Source organism: Novosphingobium sp. ST904 (assembly GCF_001298105.1).
GTDB lineage: Bacteria > Pseudomonadota > Alphaproteobacteria > Sphingomonadales > Sphingomonadaceae > Novosphingobium.
Window position 1 is genome coordinate 1 of the sequence record NZ_LGJH01000158.1, and the last position, 16469, is coordinate 16469.

19 protein-coding genes, 1 tRNA gene and 1 pseudogene are annotated in these 16469 nt (G+C 60.6%); 11 read left to right on the top strand and 10 right to left on the bottom strand.

What is annotated here, in order from left to right:
- Nucleotides 1-158: 158 nt before the first annotated feature.
- The 5 genes from ADT71_RS20765 (at nt 159) to ADT71_RS31595 (ending at nt 1943) form a co-directional block, all read left to right on the top strand.
- A complete protein-coding gene (locus ADT71_RS20765; protein WP_054439898.1) occupies nt 159-776 on the top strand; it encodes a glycoside hydrolase family 108 protein in 618 nt (205 codons plus the stop codon).
- Complete coding sequence (locus ADT71_RS20770) at nt 773-970, top strand: hypothetical protein (protein ID WP_054439900.1); 198 nt, start codon at nt 773-775, stop codon at nt 968-970. Before ADT71_RS20765 ends, ADT71_RS20770 begins: the two co-directional genes overlap by 4 nt.
- Entirely contained in the window at nt 963-1334 is a 372-nt protein-coding gene (locus tag ADT71_RS20775; protein ID WP_054439901.1) for a hypothetical protein, read from the top strand. Before ADT71_RS20770 ends, ADT71_RS20775 begins: the two co-directional genes overlap by 8 nt.
- Nucleotides 1331-1720 carry a hypothetical protein gene (locus tag ADT71_RS20780; RefSeq protein WP_054439903.1) on the top strand — a complete coding sequence of 130 codons (390 nt, stop codon included), beginning with the start codon at nt 1331-1333 and terminating at the stop codon, nt 1718-1720. Before ADT71_RS20775 ends, ADT71_RS20780 begins: the two co-directional genes overlap by 4 nt.
- A gap of 64 nt (nt 1721-1784) precedes the next feature.
- A complete protein-coding gene (locus ADT71_RS31595) occupies nt 1785-1943 on the top strand; it encodes a hypothetical protein (protein WP_156336722.1) in 159 nt (52 codons plus the stop codon).
- Nucleotides 1944-2212: 269 nt separating this feature from the next.
- Here the strand turns inward: ADT71_RS31595 and ADT71_RS30595 are convergent, their stop codons facing one another.
- Both ADT71_RS30595 and ADT71_RS20795 read right to left on the bottom strand, forming a co-directional pair.
- A complete protein-coding gene (locus ADT71_RS30595; protein WP_165913283.1) occupies nt 2213-3208 on the bottom strand; it encodes an acyltransferase in 996 nt (331 codons plus the stop codon).
- Nucleotides 3209-4802: 1594 nt separating this feature from the next.
- Nucleotides 4803-5072: a hypothetical protein gene (locus tag ADT71_RS20795; protein WP_054439908.1), complete on the bottom strand. Its 270-nt coding sequence runs from the start codon at nt 5070-5072 to the stop codon at nt 4803-4805.
- A 75-nt stretch (nt 5073-5147) separates the two neighbouring features.
- Here ADT71_RS20795 and ADT71_RS20800 point away from each other — a divergent pair, with 75 nt between their 5' ends.
- Nucleotides 5148-5585, top strand: a complete 438-nt coding sequence (locus ADT71_RS20800) for an HIRAN domain-containing protein (protein ID WP_231636070.1) — start codon at nt 5148-5150, stop codon at nt 5583-5585.
- A 413-nt stretch (nt 5586-5998) separates the two neighbouring features.
- Here ADT71_RS20800 and ADT71_RS20805 read toward each other — a convergent pair.
- The 4 genes from ADT71_RS20805 to ADT71_RS34185 form a co-directional block, all read right to left on the bottom strand.
- Nucleotides 5999-6072, bottom strand: a tRNA-Cys gene (locus ADT71_RS20805).
- Between the two features lie 72 nt (nt 6073-6144).
- Nucleotides 6145-6630 (bottom strand): hypothetical protein, encoded by a 486-nt coding sequence (locus ADT71_RS34175; protein ID WP_231636071.1) that lies wholly within the window; start codon nt 6628-6630, stop codon nt 6145-6147.
- Nucleotides 6631-6659: 29 nt separating this feature from the next.
- Complete coding sequence (locus ADT71_RS34180; RefSeq protein ID WP_231636072.1) at nt 6660-7529, bottom strand: RNB domain-containing ribonuclease; 870 nt, start codon at nt 7527-7529, stop codon at nt 6660-6662.
- Between the two features lie 144 nt (nt 7530-7673).
- A complete protein-coding gene (locus ADT71_RS34185; RefSeq protein WP_231636073.1) occupies nt 7674-7817 on the bottom strand; it encodes a hypothetical protein in 144 nt (47 codons plus the stop codon).
- Here ADT71_RS34185 and ADT71_RS30600 point away from each other — a divergent pair.
- A pseudogene (locus ADT71_RS30600) lies at nt 7749-8207 on the top strand (molybdenum cofactor guanylyltransferase); the annotation flags it as partial. The gene ADT71_RS34185 and the pseudogene ADT71_RS30600 overlap by 69 nt on opposite strands.
- A gap of 33 nt (nt 8208-8240) precedes the next feature.
- On the opposite strand, the gene ADT71_RS20820 reads toward ADT71_RS30600, so the two are convergent.
- On the bottom strand, nt 8241-8918 hold the full coding sequence (locus ADT71_RS20820; protein ID WP_054439912.1) for a response regulator transcription factor: 678 nt from the start codon (nt 8916-8918) through the stop codon (nt 8241-8243).
- Between the two features lie 196 nt (nt 8919-9114).
- Complete coding sequence (locus ADT71_RS20825; RefSeq protein WP_054440116.1) at nt 9115-10314, bottom strand: LL-diaminopimelate aminotransferase; 1200 nt, start codon at nt 10312-10314, stop codon at nt 9115-9117.
- Nucleotides 10315-10531: 217 nt separating this feature from the next.
- Between ADT71_RS20825 and ADT71_RS20830 the strand changes: the two genes are divergently transcribed.
- Nucleotides 10532-12397 (top strand): alpha/beta hydrolase, encoded by a 1866-nt coding sequence (locus tag ADT71_RS20830; protein WP_054439915.1) that lies wholly within the window; start codon nt 10532-10534, stop codon nt 12395-12397.
- A gap of 510 nt (nt 12398-12907) precedes the next feature.
- On the opposite strand, the gene ADT71_RS34190 is transcribed toward ADT71_RS20830, so the two are convergent.
- Entirely contained in the window at nt 12908-13453 is a 546-nt protein-coding gene (locus ADT71_RS34190) for a hypothetical protein (protein WP_231636074.1), read from the bottom strand.
- Between ADT71_RS34190 and ADT71_RS34195 the strand changes: the two genes are divergently transcribed.
- Nucleotides 13446-13880, top strand: coding sequence for a phasin family protein (locus tag ADT71_RS34195; RefSeq protein ID WP_231636075.1), 435 nt, complete (start codon nt 13446-13448; stop codon nt 13878-13880). The two genes, ADT71_RS34190 and ADT71_RS34195, sit on opposite strands and share 8 nt — an antisense overlap.
- Before the next feature lie 185 nt (nt 13881-14065).
- Nucleotides 14066-14443, top strand: coding sequence for an ATP-dependent Clp protease adapter ClpS (clpS, locus tag ADT71_RS20840; RefSeq protein ID WP_054440118.1), 378 nt, complete (start codon nt 14066-14068; stop codon nt 14441-14443).
- A gap of 22 nt (nt 14444-14465) precedes the next feature.
- Here the strand turns inward: clpS and ADT71_RS20845 are convergent, their stop codons facing one another.
- Nucleotides 14466-14774 (bottom strand): hypothetical protein, encoded by a 309-nt coding sequence (locus ADT71_RS20845; RefSeq protein ID WP_054439919.1) that lies wholly within the window; start codon nt 14772-14774, stop codon nt 14466-14468.
- Between the two features lie 468 nt (nt 14775-15242).
- On the opposite strand from ADT71_RS20845, the gene lptF reads away from it, so the two are divergent.
- Nucleotides 15243-16469 (top strand): LPS export ABC transporter permease LptF, encoded by a 1227-nt coding sequence (gene lptF, locus ADT71_RS20850; protein WP_054439920.1) that lies wholly within the window; start codon nt 15243-15245, stop codon nt 16467-16469.

Below are 16469 nucleotides of genomic sequence, written 5' to 3' on the forward strand. Positions count from 1 at the left end.
TACGCTCGTGCTGAGCGATCCCCAGGCGCTGGCTGCTGTCGGCCGCCTGCTTCCCGAACGTCACCGCCCGCTCTGGGCCATTGGCGTCGGCCTGCTGACCTGGGCTGCCCCGGTCATCCTCACCCAAATCCGGCAGCCCAAGCTCGAAAGGAAGCGCAATGGCTCGTAAGACGCTGATCAGACGCGGCGGCACTGCCGCCAGCGCGCTCGCTCTCATTCTCGGCGGTGTCTATGCCGTTGAGGGTGGCTATGTGAACCACAAGGAAGATCGCGGCGGCCCAACGCATTCCGGCGTCACCCAGGTTGTGGCGCGGCAGAACGGCTACCTCGGAGACATGCGGAATTTCCCGCGGAACTGCAACGCGACGGCGACCGTCTGCGCGGACAAGATCTACACTGAGATGTACGTCAGCAGGCCGGGGTTCTACCCCTTGCTCACGTTGGACCCGGGCGTTGCGGCAGAGGTGATCGATACCGGCATCAACATGGGGCCCGCCATCGCCTCGCGGTACCTTCAGACCGCCATCAACGCGAACTGTGCCCCGGCCCGCCTCACGGTGGACGGGAAAGTGGGGCGCGCGACGATTGCCGCCTATTCAGCGTGCCAGCGCAGCATCGGCGCCGTGACGTTCTGCACCCGCGTCCTCGGCTCGCTCGATGCGCAGCAGGAGCAACGCTATCGCCGCATTGTCCAGAACCAACCTTCGCAGGCCGTATTCCTGAGGGGCTGGATCGCGCACCGGATCGGCAACGTCGACCGGGCGAGCTGCCAATGATTCCCGCTTCATGGCTTGCCGGCGGAGGGTTGATCCTTGCTGCCTGCGGTTTCGGCGCCGGGTGGACGGCTCAGGGCTGGAAGCGTGACAGCGGCGAGCTGACCGAACTTCAGAAGGTGACGAAAGATCTTCACGATCAGGGCGAGCGGCAAGCCGTGATCGCCAAGGCATACGAGGAGAGCAGCGATGCGTGAGCGCACCGAAGCCGACGATATCTGTCAGGGCGCATACAACCGCGCCTTACTCGACTTAATCCTACCCGCCATGCGTAGGGCCGCGAAGGAAGCTGGGTATGCGCTCACGGTTCACGGCTCGCTGAACCGCGATATCGATCTGGTGGCGGTCCCTTGGACCGAATTCAACGTATGGTCCAAGGAAGCGTTGCTGGATGCCCTCGTCGGAGCCGTACGCGCGGTAACCGGGCGTTGTGGATCTTCCGGCGGTTGGGCGTCCAAGCCACATGGCCGGTTCGCACACATTCTCATGGCCTGGTGTGGAGAATCGACCGCCAACCTCGACCTGAGTGTCGTGCCTGCCCAAGAGGAGGACCGGCCATGAAGTGGCTGAGTAATCTACTCACCCCCATCAAATCCGAACTGTTCGCGATGGTCGGCGTACTTGCCGTCTGCGGCGTCGGCGCCACCATCGCCGGCTATCTGCACATCCAGCGACAAGATGACCAGATCGAGACGAAGGACCGCCAGATCTCGGACTTGGCCACCGCGAACAAAAGTTGGGCAGCGCGTGCAGCAGAACAAGATCGGATTCGGGCGCTTGAGCAGAAAAACGTCCTACTGCTTCAGGAGAAGCTAGCCCTTATCGAACAGCAGAACACGGACGCTGCCGCGCAGCTCAAAAAACTGGAGGCCACCAATGCCGAGGTCAAAGAGTATCTTTCTCGCCCTATCCCTGCTGACCTGCGCAGGCTGCTCCAGAAGCAGTGACATCGCGTCCGTCCCAGCGGAGCCGGTCTATCGCGGCATTGACGCCGGCCTGATGGAGCGTTGCATGGTGAAGGACGTGCCGCTGGAGACGACGGCGGACGTCTTCACAAGTCGCGGGATCTACAAGGAAGGGTTCGAAAAATGCGCAGCGAAGATCGATGCCATTCGCGAGCACGACGCTAAAGCCCGTGCAAATTCGGCGCTTGAACCTTCGGTCAAATGACGATGTCGGGAGTTGCTACCACGCGTCTGAGCGGAGACAGTCTTCGCATTCAGCGTTGTTGCAACCGGGGTTATTGAAATGACAGGGTACTGGAGTTTTGAAGTCCAGGCACCAACGATAAAGACCGACCAAACTCGCAAGAACGAGGGCCGCGAGCACAAGATTTTGAAGCATCTTCGCCTCCTTCTCTCGTTAAGCCTTGAATCCAGATTTAGTCAGGACTCGCTAATACGCGCCCAAGCTATTGAGCGCAACATTATGAGTCGGCATCACACCTTCAAGTGGGCTCTGCGCGGAAGCCCGGCCAGCAGCGATAGCCATGATAGGTTGCAAATGGCCATTCTGGCGAACCACATTGTGGCGATCGTGAACACCAGTGCGAAGAGTCCAGCTATAGCTTCTGGCATTAAATGATATGTCGCTTTTTTCAGCACAATCAGAATGAAGGGGTGCCAAAGATAGAAATACAGGGACTCGCGCCCGATCTCGGTAACGATTGGCACTTTCCAATGCAGTCGGAAGAGCCATGGCATGCCAGCGATCATGCTAAAATTTAGGGCCAGATAAGGAAAGATCTCGGCCGCGTTTGCCGGATAGAAGTAACATGCTTCGTAAGCGGAGAAGGCAGCGGCAACGAGCAATGCAATCCATGCGTTAGGTGGAGACGCGCCTCGCTGGCGGAGCCAAAATCCGAAGAAGAAAAATGGCATCATGGTCAAATAGCGATAATCGATCGGGAAGCCATGCCGCCAAGGTCCGGTGTAATGCCCGACACCCAAGGCGAGCAGGCCAAAAACTCCCAGAAAGATACCTATCAATGAAGTCAGGACAAAGTGATAGCGCCCAGCCCAAGCGATCACAATGAAGAAAAAGAACACTGGAATATACCAAGTGTGATATGGTGGTTCACGAAGAGCTTCGATAAAATACGAAATGTTAATTTCGTGAGTTATGACGCTGTCGAGCGAAATCCAAAGCAAGAATGCAAATGCCCAAGGTAGTAGCATTCGAGTGTCGTACTTTTTCCACAACGAGCGAAAACTCAACCGACGCAGACTTTCTACTGTTAGGAGAAAGCCACCTAGGCCAAGAAACAAGGGCATGTGGAAGGCATAAATTCCCCATTTTACCGGGTTTCCATCGACTTTCGCCGTAAAGAGGTGCCCGACCATTACTAGCAGGATCAAGGCCCCTTTCAGGGTATCAATAGTCGGATTATAGGCCTTATCAGAATATACGGCGGGTCTTGTTGCCGTTGCGCTCATCCGCCCACCCTCACTCATTCAGCTTCGTCCTGGTTTGTGTTGGTCAACCAGTCTCGCTTCCAAACACCATGCTTCTGGCGCCGAATTTTCAGGCCGCAACTCACACAATGGCTGTGATAGTGGGTTCCATCCCATAGGACTTTATCACGTGCAACGGCATGCCTGTTAAACAGGCAGCGTATCGGCTGTGGTAGTAGCGACATGACGCGGCCCCCCGGCCATCTCTTAGGGAGAGGCCCGTATTAAAACACGTTAATCCATGAAGTTCAAATGAACGGGAACCAAGCATGCCCGGCTCTGTTCAAGGCGTATACGCACGGAGAGGCGTTCACAGGGCCTATTCACCCCACCCCCCGCAAAGGCCCTTCACTCCCGAAAGGCCGCCACCCTGGCATGGATGGCGGCCCTTTTTCGTGATGCTAATCGTTTTCAAACTTTTGCACTGCGGACCGGGCTCGATACCGGCTGGCAAGCCCCCCGGCTCAGCCCCGACTGCAATGGCATGAAATCGGACACGTCCTTCCGCGCTGCCGCAGCGAGAGCCTCGGTATCATGGGCAAAGGAATTGGCAATAAGGGTGAGGCATAATGTTTCCAAAAGTGGATTGATAGGCATCTGGTAATCGGATGCCTGCCATGGCGGCGTTTTCCAGTAGTTGGCTTGCGCACCTAAATTGGCTGAGATCGTGCCAGCGTCATGTTGCGTTCCTAGGCTCGCATGCCGCGCCCGCCCTTTTTCGTGCGAGCAGCGGGCGGAGTTCGCTCGCTCATACCTGCGGATTGTCGGAGGAGTTCAATGGCCAGTGATACATGACAGGCAGGTATAGCCTCCTGAGCTTTATCCAGGTTGGCTAGGACCGCTTCGAGCTCAGCTATGAGCTCTCTGGTTTTCTCGATCGAAATTGGCAAGACCATGGTGTCACCTCTCCGGTGCTTTTGAGCAAAATAACCGAAATCTGCGCAAAAGATTCATAGCATTCCAAAGGCCGGCATTGGTAACCAGAATGGCTATTGATTAAACTTACGCGTTAGCTAATATTTTGCTCATCCAAGGGGGGATGCTGAACGAATACGACCCACGTTCAGTGCTGGCATAGTTAAATTTCTGCTATGTGGGCCCGCAGTGCGGCGTTTGCCAAAAAGGGGCATATCGCATGATTACATGCGATAGAGGGGAACGGCTCATTTTTGCCAGACATCACACAATCGAACTTGGCCCCGTTTCGGCGGGGCCTTTTTCGTATAGCCATCAAGGAACTTAAGTGCCTGGGTACCGTTAATTTCCCAGACGACCCGCGAGGCAAGTCGCCAAGGCCGATTGTTCGTATCGACTAGGCCGAACGTTGGTCCAAAACTTTTAGGGCCGCCCTCTCGCCTGCGGGGCGGCCTTTTTATGTGCGTTCAGGCTGCGCGCCGATCTTCTTCAGCTTTACCGGTCGCCAGATCCACCGGCACTGCAAGGAACCATTCCTGGCGGCTTTCATCCCAAGACGCGAGCTTGAGCTTGATTGCATCCGCCATGGCCTCGTCGATGCTTGGGCGCCATGGCGAACGGGGCTGGCCGAAGACCGCGATACGATACCGCGCGGCCATCGTCAGAAACTCGCCCAGTCGAGTTCGGCGTCGTCCACGGCATCAAACATCTCAGGGTCGGCGCCGGTGTCCCCCAGCCGCTTGCGTACCGCATCCGGCCCGCCGTCTTTGGGGAAGCCGCGATCGGTCTTGGCGATCGTGGCAAGCTGGCCGAGGAAGCCGCTCCGGCCGGTCTGCTCCAGCACCCAGCGCCCGAAGGGGATCGGTTTCTCCGGGGCTTCGCTCACATTGATGCGGAAGCCGGCGGCGTCATGTCGTTCGAGACTGCCCATCGTCAAAATCCTCTATGCGAATCGATTTCGGTCTGATTATTTTGTTCCCGTTGCGTTCTCATGTGAAGGGACAAAATGGGCTGGAACGATTTCAGCTTGCCGGCGATCGGCGAGCGGCACGACAACGAAGACGGCACCAGCCGCCAAGCCGAGCTTGCGCTATGCCGCCCAGGCGAGGAGGTGCGGCTAGTCCGCGAGCCGGGGAACCCGCACGATCGGATGGCCGTCGCCGTGGTAAGCTGTCGCGGGGTCAAGGTGGGATACTTGAAGCGGGACCGTGCCGTCTGGGTCGGCAGCAAGATTGATCGCGGTTATGACGTGCGAGCGATCGTCCAGCGCGTGAAGGGCTCCCATCTACCCGACGCTACCCTCGGACTGGTCATGCGGGTGAACATGGATGGGGAGGAGCCAGAGCTTCCGGAGCATGGTATCAAACCGCAGGTTCGAATCCCTCTCACGACTTCGAACGGGGGCAAATTTTCAATTCATGGTATCAGGCATGGTATCGCATAAATAGCGGCCAAAAATATGCAGCTATATCAACTTACTAAACGATTGATGTAGCTGCCTCCCGCTCCGCCATTTCCCTCGAACAAATGTATTCCAGCCCGCAAGGGCCTGATCGCTGTGCTCGGGGCTCGGTGATTTCCGAGGTGCGCTTTGCGTGTGGCCTGGGTGATGCGATGAAGGGCGCTGCTGCTTCCGCCTGGAATTACTCGTTCAGAGTTTTCCGGTGGAATTTGCGTTTTACCCACCCGGCATTTTTCCGCGCTGCTTGGGATTTCCGAAGGCCATGAAGAGGTGGCTGCCAGCCCGGACGGGAGCGCTGGATAAATCCGAGGTGGGCTTCGGGGATATGCCGCGCAAAACTGGCGGAAACAGCCACTTTATCCGGCGCCATTAGACGCCTTTGGAAAGGCTGTAGATGGAGGCCCGAGCCGGAATCGAACCGGCGTGCAAGGATTTGCAGTCCTCTGCGTCACCACTCCGCCATCGGGCCATCCGTGTGGAGAGAGGCGCCCCTAACAACGGATCGTGCGATGTGCAACGCAGATTCTCGATCAAGGTGAAATTAGTCGACAGGTTCGAACGTGAGGCTCCCGTTTATCGTGTCGGCGTGAGTCAGGCGGATGCGAACCAGATCGCCGGGGAAGGCTCCCGGGACACGGGCGCTGGCCATAACGGGGAGGTCCTGGAGTTGGAGTTGGACCTTCTCTTCACGAACGTCCGTCACTCTTGCGGTGAAGCAGGTGCCTTCCATATGCGCGAGCATGGTGGCCTCGGCGAGGTCGACTACCGCTTTTTCGATTCGGGAATCGCGTGAGGCGGCGCGGGCCATGATCCGGGGAAGGGTAGTGAAAGCTTCCGACACTTCCTGAGGCACCGTCCGGCCTTGCGTGAGAGCGAGGACGGTGCGTAGGACGTAGCGGTCGGCGAGGCGCCGCAGCGGGGCTGTCGCGTGCGCATAGGGGGCAGCTATGGCGGCGTGCCATGGCAGTTCCTCGGGAACGAAAGGACGGTAACTGGCGCCTTGGCCGGAACGGCGGATCGCCAGCATGAACGCAGCCTCTGCGGGCCGCGAAGGGTTCAGGCGGCGTTGGAACTGGGCGAGGGGCATGGCGCGGGCCAGTCCAGGTGAAGTGCCAGTGCCGTTGTGCGCAGCTTTTCCTCGCCCTTGGTGTCCGGCATGGCCATGATGCGGAAGAGGCCGGTCTTCGCATCCAGCATCGTTTGGGCGACCGCGAGATTGGCGGCAAGTGACAGCGCGGCGTTACGGCGCTCCGAGGGTAACTGGGGCCGAAATGCCAGGGTGAAGGCGCCCGATCCGTCAACTTCGACGACCTGCTCCGGCGGGTCCACCCTTTCGGCGCCGCGCCTGTCCTCGGCGCGATCGATCCGTCTGGCGATGTCGAGGAAACCGTCCGGCAGTTCGTCGTCGCGGACGGTTTCATAGGCCAGCTTGGCGCGGCTGCGGATCATGGCCCGTTCGGCGCCGTCCAGCTTCGCTTCGCCCGTGGGATCGATCCGCACGGTCAGTATCACAGCAGGGCGGTCTACCTGCGGTAGAAGGCTGGCCGCTCCTTCGCTGAGAATCGGTGGATAGAGGCTGGCCTTTCCATCGGGAAGATAGGTCGTCGTGCCGCGATTCCAGGCTTCACGGTCGATCGGGTCACCATCGTTCACGAACCAGGCTACATCGGCGATGGCATAATGGAGCAGCCAGTCGGCGCCCGATGCCTCGATTGCGAATGCCTGGTCCAGATCCGTGGAGCTTGCCGGGTCGAGCGTGACGAAAGGGAGAGAAGTCCGGTCCGCATGATCTTGCGGCGTGCGAGCGGCTGCCGCTTGTGCGGCTTCCAGCGTTTCGGGTGGGAATATCTCCGGGACGGAGAACTGGGTCCGAATTCGCTCCAGCCCTGCACGAAGCAGGCAACCGGGATCGCGCAATGTCTTCATGGCGGTATTGGAGCGCAATATCGGGGGTGTGGCAAGCAGAGGCGGGCGCCTTGGGGGCGAGAGGATGCGGAACCAAACCGCCTGAGGGCACTTCCTGAACTGTTCACTCAGGCGCTAGGGTGCAGTCCCGGCATTCCCATTTCTTCACGGAGTTCGACCATGATCCTCGGTGCAGTCCTTGCGGGCGGCAAGTCCAGTCGCTTCGGTAGCGACAAGGCACTGGCCGAACTCGGCGGCCATACATTGATTGCCCTTGCCGTCGATGCGCTTTCGGGCTGGTGCGAGCATGTCGTGGTGGTCGGCCGCGAAACCGCGCCGGCGCCCACGCTTCCGGATTGGCCGAGGAGCGGCATGGGGCCGCTGGGCGGCCTGGCCGCGGCGCTCCACCATGCGCGCGACGAAGGCTACGAGGCGGTTTTGAGCTGCGGGGTGGATGCTGCCGTCCTGCCGGACAACCTGCTCGAGCTATTGGGAAGAGGTCCTGCCTGCCTCGCAGGGCAGCCGGTCATCGGCCTATGGCCTGCCGCTACCTTGGAAGTGCTGGAAGCCCTGCTCCATAGCGAGGAGCGTCATTCCATGCGGCGGTTTGCCGAACTGGTCGGTGCGCGGCCGATCGAAACGGCGGTTCCGGTATCGAATATCAACACACCGCAGGATCTTGCGAGGCTGGCTCAAAGGCCTGACGCATGTCCGGCGTCAGGCCTTTCGGCATCAGTGCGCGACTGCGCGAACCTTCACGGACTTCGGCGCCCCTTCGGTTTGCGCCGACGCTTCGTCGACGGGGCAACCATCTGGAACCCTCAGGCGGTAACCGCCGGAAGGCGAGGTTTCGATAACTCCGGCCAGCCCCACGAAAGCGAGCTTGCGGCGCAGGCGCGACATGTGGACAGCCACGCTGTTGGTTTCGGGCACGAAGCCCATGCGCCACACATCGTAGATGAGTTCCTGCTTGCTGACGAACTGGTCGAGCGAATCGGCCAGGCGCCAGATCAGAGCAAACTCACGTGGATTGAGATTGAGCGGCTTGCCGTCCCCGAATGCTTCGCGAGCGAGCAGGTCAAGGGTCAGTCGGCCGATCCGCCGGCTGCGGGGCAGCCATTGGGTGAACTGCACGAGTCGGTTGGCGCGGGCGCCAAGCTCTTCGATGCAGATGCGATCGGTCACCACATCGCCAAAGCCGATTTCGAGCAGTGACGTGCGTTCCCGCGCTTCCTGGACGCCCACGATCAGGACGCATCTGCGAACTTCCTGATGAAGCGACGATAGCAGGCGCATCCACTCGACACTGTCGAGTTCGGCGGCGTCTATCAGCCCGACGCAGTCGGACGATGGTTGCCCGTCTGGATCGAGTATCCAGCCGCAGCGTTGCAGGTCGAGTCTTTCAGGCATTGTCTCAGGCGCCAGCCATCGAAATCTTGGCGCGTGGCATTCGCTCTTTCCCAGATAGGTCATTCCCCCCCCAATCTGATCAGCCCCAGTGGTGTTAAAAGAAGTCTATATACTGGGCTATGTGCCCTAGGGAACAACACCTAAATTCTTACAGGCAGGCCATTGAACGTCTGTCATGGCCTGCCTGTAGTCCAAATCAGCCTGCCGGTGTGTTCACGCCCTTCGAGGCGAGGAAGCGCTTGATGTTGCGCGCGGCCTGACGGAGGCGCTGTTCGTTCTCGACCATGGCGATGCGGACGAAGCCTTCGCCGTCCTCGCCGTAACCGACGCCCGGCGCGACTGCGACCTCGGCCTCGGTGAGAAGCTGCTTCGAGAATTCCAGGCTCCCCATTTCCTTCAGCGCAGGCGGGAGGGGCGCCCAGGCGAACATCGAAGCCTTGGGGCTCGGGATGTCCCAGCCGGCACGGCCGAACGCCTCGACCATCACGTCGCGGCGCTTCTGGTAGAGCGCGCGGTTCTTTTCCACGATGTCCTGCGGGCCATTGAGCGCGGCGCAGGCGGCAGCCTGGATCGGCGTGAATGCGCCATAGTCGAGATAGGACTTCACCCGCTTGAGCGCGGCGATCAGCTTGGCGTTACCCACCGCGAATCCGACGCGCCAGCCTGCCATCGAGAACGTTTTCGACATCGAGGTGAATTCCACCGCGACGTCCTTGGCGCCGGGCACCTCGAGGATCGAGCGGGTCGGGTTGCCGTCGAAATAGAGTTCCGAATAGGCAAGGTCGGACAGGATCCAGACCTTGTTCTCCTTGGCCCAGGCGACCAGGCGTTCGTAGAAGGCGAGGTCCACCGTCTCGGCCGTCGGGTTCGACGGGTAGTTCACGATCAGGATCGAGGGACGCGGCACCGTAAAGGCCATCGCGCGGTCAAGCGATTCCCAGTAGCGTTCGTCCGGCGTGGTCGGCACCGAGCGGATCGTCGCCCCGGCGATGATGAAGCCGAACGTGTGAATCGGGTAGCTGGGGTTGGGCGCCAGCACGACGTCGCCCGGGGCGGTGATCGCCGTGGCGAGGCTGGCGAGGCCTTCCTTCGAACCCATCGTCATTACCACTTCGGTCTCGGGGTCGAGATCGACGTTGAAGCGGCGGCCGTAGTAGTTCGCCTGGGCGCGGCGAATGCCCGGAATGCCCGAGGATGCCGAATAGCCGTGCGCGTCTTCCTTGCGGGCGACTTCGCAGAGCTTGTCGATCACGTGGGCGGGCGGGGGCAGGTCGGGGTTGCCCATGCCGAGGTCGATGATGTCCTTACCCGCCTGGCGTGCCGCATGACGCATCGCGTTGACTTCGGCGATAACGTAGGGTGGCAGGCGCTTGATGCGGTAGAACTCGTCTTCCATGACCTCGGTGAATCCATAAAACACGCGGCGAGAAGTGCCGCGCGGGTTCCTGTAGGGGAATAAGGCCCCGGCGCAAATGGCCGATACGCAATTGTGCGACGTGCAAATGATGTCCCGCGCAACTTTTGTCCGGTTGGCGGCGGGCGGTGCAGTCGATAGGTATCGAAGCGAGGGGATTCGCCCGGGATCGCCCGCTGCAATTGGAGTTCGACCGCATATGGCGACCGACGCCACCGACCTGTTCACCGAGATGTTCCGGGGCCAGGCCCAGCAGGTCACGGGCCTGTTCGGGCAGCTTGTCCCGGCCGAAGGTACGCCCGAGGCCGAGACTGCCGTCCAGTGGGCCGAGATTGCCAGCCGCATGCATTCGATCTGGACCGAGTTCCAGGTGGAGCAACTCGGCAAGGCGAAGGGCACGCCGCATTATGCCGATCCCATGAAGTGGATTGCCACGGCCGAGGCGGTAGTGCGCCAGTTGCCGTTTTCCGATCCGCAGATCCAGCAGCGGCTGTGGGGCGAAGCCGTGGATCTCGTCAACGGGGTGCTTGGTCAGTACGGTCTCGGCCGCGGCGGGTTGAAGCAGGACAATGGAGAGGCGCAGCCCGAACTGCCTCGTAGCGATCGCCGTTTTGCCGATCCGGAATGGCGCCGCCAGCCGTTCTTCGCGGTGCTTCACCAACTCTATCTGCTGTTCGCGGACGAGGTGACGCGCATGGCCGGGGCGGTCGAGGGGCTGGAGCCGGCGAAGAAGGCGCAGCTCATGTTCGCGGCGCGTGCGGTCGTCGATGCGCTGAGCCCGGCAAACTTCCCCCTGACCAATCCGGTCGCTCTGGAAGCCGCGAGCCGCACCAAGGGTGAGAGCTTGGTGCGCGGCTTCGAGAACATGCTCGATGATATGCGCAAGGGACAACTCACCCACACGCGGCCCGGTGCCTTCGTGTTGGGGGAGAACATCGCGGTAACGCCGGGCAAGGTCGTGTTCGAGACTCCGCTCTACCAGCTGATCCAGTATACGCCGACAACGGACAAGGTACTCAAGACCCCGCTGCTGATCTTCCCGCCCTGGATCAACCGGTTTTACATCCTCGACCTCAATGCGAAGAAAAGCTTCGTGCGCTGGGCCGTTGGGCAGGGCGTGACCGTGTTCATGGTTTCGTGGAAGTCGGCGGATGCGGGCATGGCCGGTGTCGTGTGGGACGACTATATCGCCGCGCAGGTCGAAGCGATCGACCATGTGCGCGAAAGGCTCGGCGTACCTTCCGTCCATACCATCGGTTACTGCGTCGCCGGAACCACGCTTGCCGCAACCTTGGCCGTGCTGGCGCGCAAGGGCGAGGCTGACAAGGTGGCCAGTGCCACCTTCTTCACCGCACAAGTCGATTTCGAGGAAGCGGGAGACCTGAAGAACTTCGTGGACGACCAGCAGATCGAGACGCTCGGCAAGCTTTCGCCCGAAGGTTATCTCGATGGGCGCTACCTTGCCGCCACGTTCAACATCCTGCGCGGCAACGACCTGATCTGGAGCTACGTCGAGAAGAACTACCTCAAGGGCGAGGAATATCCGGCGTTCGACCTGCTCCACTGGAACGGCGATGTGACGAACCTGCCGGCGGGATGGCACCGGGACTATCTGCGGGACCTCTATCGCGATAACCGGCTGGTGGTCGCCGATTCGATGCAGGCTTGCGGTGTCCCGATCGACCTTCACCGGATCGCTACGCCGGTCTATATTCAGGCGGGAAGCGAAGATCACATCGCGCCCCCGCAGAGCGTGTGGAAGCTCACCCACTATCTGGCAGGTCCCTGGACCTTCCTGCTTGCAGGGTCAGGTCATATTGCCGGCGTGGTCAATCCGCCCAGTTCGAACAAGTACCAGTACTGGGTCAACGATGCGCGGCCGGACACTCTCGGTGCTTTCATCGAAGGGGCTCATGAGCATCCCGGAAGTTGGTGGCCGCACTGGGCCGAATGGCTACGGGAGCTGGATTCGGCTGAGATTCCCGCCCGTGGAAAGCGGCGCCCCGGCGGCCGGGGGGATAAGGTGATCGAGGATGCGCCGGGCCGTTACGTGGCCACGCGCTGATTTTGCCCCATTGCGGAGACGGTCCGGAACTTTCGCATCCGGACGGCGGTATCAATAGTGCCAGTCCGGCGCAGGAGTAGTCCCTTCGCCTCAGATTGGCGTGATAGAGCGCTTCGCAATTGCCGCGCGAAAATGGTGGCATCCAAGGATTTGTCCGTATTTTACTGAAACTTCGTTGCCGTTAAGCCGTTGCTTACGGGACGATGCGTCGCCCATCCGCCGTTCGAAAACCCCGCGGGAGCCACAGTTCGCCGCGGATGCTGCATTGCAACATTTGCGCTGCAGCGCAGCATAAGGGCATTGACTTCGCTCCTGCGAAATCATATTGTGCATTGCAACAAAGATATTTCCGAATCGCAATCTTTCAGCTTCGGGGCCCCATGGCGGAAAATTATCCGCCGCCTCATGATTGATCGCGATCCGCCCGAGACCCGTTTGCCAGCAGGAACGCAGGAACAGTCATATGGCCGGCCAGGAAGAGACAAAGGATGAGGTGCTTGCTGAAAAGGCCTATGAGGCTGCCGCTGCAAAAGCGCCGGTAGAGGTGCCCAAGCCAGTGCCTCCTGCTCCGAAGACGGAATCGGCAAAGCCCATCTCCGAGATCGCGGAAGCGGCCGTTGAGCCGAAATCGGTTGTTGCCGCTCCTGCTCCCAAGGCCGAGCCGGCTCCAGCTGTTTCCAAGGCCAGCCCGCCTGATGCTCCGAAAGCTGCCAAGGCGAAGGTTGTAAAGGCAAAGCCTGCGAAGGCGCCGAAACCGGCCGTGAAGGTCCTGGCTGCGGCGAAGCCGGCAAAGGCGCCCGTGGCCAAGGTCAAGGCTGCGCCTGCGGCAAAGATCGCTGCGGTGGCCAAGCCCGCCGCGCCGAAGAAAGTTGTTCCGGCCAAGCCCGTAGCGGCAAAGCCGGTCATCAAGGCCGCCAAGGCGAAGCCGGTCCTCGTGGCCGCGACGAAGCCTTTGGCGCCAAAAGCCAACGCGGCAAAAAAGACCGCTGAGACCAAGACAGTCAAGTTCGCAGGACTTTTCACACCATTCATGCTCGAGGAAAAAACGATGGACATGAGCGCTAACTTCGCCGGCTTCCAGGATGCCATTACCGAAGCTCAGACCAAGGCGAAGGCCGCATTCGAAAAGAGCGCTGTCGCGTTCGGCGAAGTGGGCGATTTCACCAAGGGCAATGTCGAAGCCGTGCTCGAATCGGGCAAGATCTTCGCTGAAGGCCTCCAGGGCTTCGGTTCCGAGTTCGTCGCTGAAGGTCGCAGTGCTTTCGAGACGCTGACCGGTGACATCAAGGAACTTGCCGCTGCCAAGTCTCCCAACGACTTCTTCAAGCTCCAGGGTGATCTGGCCCGCAAGAACTTCGACAGCGCCGTTGCCTACGGTTCGAAGAACAGCGAAGCCGTTCTCAAGCTGATGAGCGACGTGTTCGCGCCGCTTTCGGGCCGCGTTAGCCTCGCAGTGGAAAAGGCCCGCCAGACGGCTGCCTAAGCCGCTTCGGGTTATCTCGCAGTCATCATTTGACGGTCGGACGAGGCAACTCGTCGACGTTCTGCCGTCAATCGGCGCAATCTTGGCGGGACATCTTGTTTCCCGGCGCTCCGATACGATATTCTGCCATCATGCTTTCCCCTGTCGTCGATTCCCAGCTGCCCCTTTCCGTGCCTGCGCACATCATGCGCGCGCGCGCCGAACGTGTGCTTTCCGCACCAGTGGGAGCGGGAGACGATCAGGATCCCGATCGGGGGGGCGGTGACGACGATCAGCTCGGCGTCGCGACCAAGACGCGGGCCAAGCCGAAAAAACCGAGCCAGTTCAAAGTGCTGATGCTCAATGACGATTACACCCCGATGGAATTCGTGGTGCTGGTCCTCAAGCGTTTCTTTCACATGGACCTGGAGCAGGCGACGCGGGTCATGCTTCATGTCCATCAGAAGGGCGTCGGCGTCTGCGGGATTTTTCCTTACGAGATCGCCGAAACCAAGGTGAACCAGGTGATGGATTTCGCCAGGCAGAACCAGCATCCTCTCCAGTGCACGCTGGAAAAGGCCTGAACGGCTGATTCGCCTGATCCGGTCAGGGCGTGGTGGCCTTGCCGGGCGGGACCTCATACTTTTCGGCCAGAGCGCGGAAGAGAGCGGCGATGATCGCTGCTGCGGATGATTGTGCCGTGGCCTCTGCGGACGGTCCGCCATTCGGTAACGTCACTTCCGCCCAGTCGTGCAACGGGTTGAGCGATTCGATGCGCAAGAGCGCGCCGACAGGCAGCAACGCTATCGCAGCGCCGGCACAGTCGTTCCTGCCCAGAAGCCTCGCTGCTTCCCGTTCCTGAACATTCCAGCTTTCCGGGTTCGCAGGCCGCCGCCAGCGACCCAGGACCAGCATCGCTTCGCGGACGATTATCGGAGTGTCCGATCGTGTTGCGGCTTGCGCTCTGGCGGCAAAGTGCCGAAACCCGTCGGTAAGGCCTGGTATGGCGGCTTCAGGCGGGCTTTGGGGGATGGGAGGCTGGGGGATGGCTTCAGGATTGTCGGACGGCATGGCGGCTTTCGTCGGGGGGCGATGCGAGTGCAGGTGAGGCCGCTCGCGGGGATCGCCCCATTCGGCGGAAGGTTGACGCTGGCAACGTGAAACGGGCTGATTTAACCGTGAAATGGCGCAAGGTCGGGCGCGCCCGGGCGGCGAAGCTTTTGGGGGCTCCGTCCGCCGCATCCGAATGCCCGTTTGTCGCTCGACAACGGCCTGCGCGAATGTTCCCTCCGCTTGCAAAGACAATTCGCTTTGCCCACTCGCGCCAAGCCGTTAAGGGCTGGGAGCACGATTTTCTCACGACGCCCCGGTGAACCTCTCAGCGTGAAATTCTTCAGCGCCATCGATCGCTATATCTTCCGCCTCGTGCTGATGCCGATGCTCGGCATTTTTCTGCTCGCGGCATCCTTGCTCGTGCTCGACAAGATGCTGCGGCTGTTCGACTTCGTGGCGACCGAAGGCGGGCCGATCGGCGTCGTTTTCAAGATGCTGGCAAACCTGCTGCCGGAATATGCGAGCCTTGCAATTCCGCTGGGGCTCATGCTCGGTATCCTGCTTGCATTCCGCAAGCTCGCCACTTCGAGCGAACTCGACGTCATGCGTGCCGTGGGCCTCAGCTACACCCGCCTTCTGCGCGTGCCCTATATCATCGCTCTGGTTCTGGCAGCGTTGAACTTCGCGATCGTCGGATATCTGCAGCCGCTGGCGCGATATTACTACGAAGAGCTGAACTACGAGCTGAAATCGGGTGCGCTGGGAGCCTCGATCAAGGTCGGTGAATTCACTTCGCTCAAGGACCGGATCGCGCTGCGCATCGACGAAAGCCGTGACAACGGGCGTCGTCTCATCGGTATTTTCGCCCGCGTCGCGAACGAGAAGGGCCAGGTGCTTTCGATTTCTGCGCGGGAGGGGCAATTCCTGGCACTCAAGGGGGCACCTGATACGATCATCCTGCGGCTCGATCAGGGGCAGATCATTCAGGACATGCCCGGCAAGGAGCCGCGCGTCCTGTCGTTCACGCGTCATGACCTGCCGATCGAACTTCCCCAGATCGAGAAATTCCGCCAGCGCGGCGGGCAGGACCGTGAATATCTGCTGCCCGAACTTGCCAAGCTCGGCTGGAATGACAGCCTTCCCAAGGAGGAGCGGGTCTCGAGCCAGGCGAATTTCAACTATCGCATGGTTGAGGTCGTGATGATGTTGCTGCTTCCGCTTCTGGCGGTGGCTCTGGCGATTCCGCCGAAACGCTCTACGTCCGCGCTGGGCCTGTTCGTCTCTATCGTCATGGTCGTCGCCTATCACAAGGTGAACCAGTACGCGGCCGACGTTGCCTCCCTGGGCAAGATCAATCCGATTTTCGGGCTTTGGGGACCGTTCCTCATGCTCTCCGCGCTGATCCTCTGGATGTACTGGCGGGTTGCCTACGTCCCCGGCGGTCAGGCCATCGGTTGGCTGGAGAAGGGCGTCGAGATTGTCGTGAAACGCCTCAAGTCCCTATTGAAGCGCCGCCAGAGCGGACCGCTCCTGCCTGAACCCGCGGACCCTTCCTGA

Coding starts and splice junctions, on each gene's coding strand:
- ADT71_RS30595 (WP_165913283.1), bottom strand. CDS start 3,208: ATGAGCGCAACGGCAACAAGACCCGCCGTATATTCTGATAAGGCCTAT.
- ADT71_RS20800 (WP_231636070.1), top strand. CDS start 5,148: ATGGGCTGGAACGATTTCAGCTTGCCGGCGATCGGCGAGCGGCACGAC.
- ADT71_RS20820 (WP_054439912.1), bottom strand. CDS start 8,918: ATGCCTGAAAGACTCGACCTGCAACGCTGCGGCTGGATACTCGATCCA.
- ADT71_RS34190 (WP_231636074.1), bottom strand. CDS start 13,453: ATGTCCATCGTTTTTTCCTCGAGCATGAATGGTGTGAAAAGTCCTGCG.
- ADT71_RS20775 (WP_054439901.1), top strand. CDS start 963: ATGCGTGAGCGCACCGAAGCCGACGATATCTGTCAGGGCGCATACAAC.
- ADT71_RS20765 (WP_054439898.1), top strand. CDS start 159: ATGGCTCGTAAGACGCTGATCAGACGCGGCGGCACTGCCGCCAGCGCG.
- ADT71_RS20825 (WP_054440116.1), bottom strand. CDS start 10,314: ATGGAAGACGAGTTCTACCGCATCAAGCGCCTGCCACCCTACGTTATC.
- ADT71_RS34195 (WP_231636075.1), top strand. CDS start 13,446: ATGGACATGAGCGCTAACTTCGCCGGCTTCCAGGATGCCATTACCGAA.
- ADT71_RS34180 (WP_231636072.1), bottom strand. CDS start 7,529: ATGAAGACATTGCGCGATCCCGGTTGCCTGCTTCGTGCAGGGCTGGAG.
- ADT71_RS34175 (WP_231636071.1), bottom strand. CDS start 6,630: ATGCTGGCGATCCGCCGTTCCGGCCAAGGCGCCAGTTACCGTCCTTTC.
- clpS (WP_054440118.1), top strand. CDS start 14,066: ATGCGCGCGCGCGCCGAACGTGTGCTTTCCGCACCAGTGGGAGCGGGA.
- ADT71_RS20770 (WP_054439900.1), top strand. CDS start 773: ATGATTCCCGCTTCATGGCTTGCCGGCGGAGGGTTGATCCTTGCTGCC.
- ADT71_RS20845 (WP_054439919.1), bottom strand. CDS start 14,774: ATGCTGGTCCTGGGTCGCTGGCGGCGGCCTGCGAACCCGGAAAGCTGG.
- ADT71_RS20780 (WP_054439903.1), top strand. CDS start 1,331: ATGAAGTGGCTGAGTAATCTACTCACCCCCATCAAATCCGAACTGTTC.
- ADT71_RS34185 (WP_231636073.1), bottom strand. CDS start 7,817: ATGCTCGCACCAGCCCGAAAGCGCATCGACGGCAAGGGCAATCAATGT.
- ADT71_RS20830 (WP_054439915.1), top strand. CDS start 10,532: ATGGCGACCGACGCCACCGACCTGTTCACCGAGATGTTCCGGGGCCAG.
- ADT71_RS20795 (WP_054439908.1), bottom strand. CDS start 5,072: ATGGGCAGTCTCGAACGACATGACGCCGCCGGCTTCCGCATCAATGTG.
- ADT71_RS31595 (WP_156336722.1), top strand. CDS start 1,785: ATGGTGAAGGACGTGCCGCTGGAGACGACGGCGGACGTCTTCACAAGT.